The organism is Burkholderia sp. MSMB1078WGS, assembly GCF_001528895.1.
Classification (GTDB): Bacteria; Pseudomonadota; Gammaproteobacteria; order Burkholderiales; family Burkholderiaceae; genus Burkholderia.
Genome location: NZ_LPDI01000076.1, coordinates 1 through 764, shown reverse-complemented (window position 1 = coordinate 764; position 764 = coordinate 1). Strand labels below are relative to the sequence as shown.

Sequence of the window (764 nt, the reverse complement as noted above, 5' to 3'; positions counted from 1 at the left end):
TGGGACATGGAGAAGGACATTCCGTGGGACAAGTTCGACGCTTCGCTGCTCACCGACGAGCAGGCGAAGACGATCAAGATGAACGCGATCACCGAATGGTCGGCGCTGCCCGCGACGGAAATGTTCCTGCGCGACAACCAGCACGACAGCGACTTTTCCGCGTTCATGAGCGTGTGGTTCTTCGAGGAGCAGAAGCATTCGCTCGTGCTGATGGAATACCTGCGCCGCTTCAAGCCGGAGATGGTGCCCACCGAAGAAGAACTGCACGCGGTGCGCTTCCAGTTCGATCCGGCGCCGCCGCTCGAGACGCTGATGCTGCACTTCTGCGGCGAGATCCGCCTGAACCACTGGTACCGGTGCGCGGCCGACTGGCACACCGAGCCCGTCATCAAGCAGATCTACGAAACGATTTCGCGCGATGAAGCACGTCATGGCGGTGCGTACCTGCGCTACATGAAGAAGGCGCTGAACAACTGCGGCGACGTCGCGCGTGCGGCATTCGCGAAGATCGGCGTGCTGATGGCGTCGGCGCGCCGCACCGAGAAGCCGCTGCACCCGACCAACCTGCACGTGAACCAGGCGCTGTTCCCGCGCGACACGGTGCAGTCGCGCCTGCCGGATCCGGAATGGCTCGAGCGCTGGCTCGACGAGCAGATCCGTTTCGACGGCGAGTGGGAGAAGAAGGTCGTCGAGCGGATCCTGCACAACCTGTCGATCCTGTTCGAGCGCACGTTCGCGACCGCGCAGGAGCTGAACCGCTACCG

General features: G+C 63.2%; 1 protein-coding gene. It reads left to right on the top strand.

Annotated features, from left to right (window positions below):
• On the top strand, nucleotides 1-764 hold a 764-nt coding region (locus WT24_RS17860; RefSeq protein WP_060035278.1), incomplete at both ends, for a diiron oxygenase.